We start from the raw sequence: 324 nt of genomic DNA on the forward strand, positions 1-324 counted from the left end.
CTACTTTCACATAGCAAATGCTACACTATCATCGGCGCTGTTTCGTTTCACTACTGAGTTCGGCATGGAATCAGGTGGGTCCAAAACGCTATTGTCACCAAGCAAATTAGGGCGTTAATTCGTATCGCTACGCATTAACTGAATTTGGAAAATATCTGATAATATTTTTTAAGTCTTTCAGTAAATATCTACTTTAGTCATATTAACTTCTGTCTAAACTGTCGCATAAAACGCGTTTGGCGTTGTATGGTTAAGCCTCACGGGTAATTAGTACAAGTTAGCTTAATGGCTCACACCACTTCCACATCTTGCCTATCAACGTTG

General features: G+C 39.2%; 1 rRNA gene. It reads right to left on the reverse strand.

The window, feature by feature from the left end:
• Nucleotides 1-102: ribosomal RNA gene (rrf, locus tag H5122_RS20050) — 5S ribosomal RNA — on the reverse strand; the annotation flags it as partial.
• Between the last annotated feature and the right edge of the window lie 222 nt (nucleotides 103-324).

It is taken from the genome of Pseudoalteromonas sp. SG43-8, assembly GCF_014164245.1.
GTDB classification, from domain to species: Bacteria; Pseudomonadota; Gammaproteobacteria; order Enterobacterales; family Alteromonadaceae; genus Pseudoalteromonas; species Pseudoalteromonas distincta.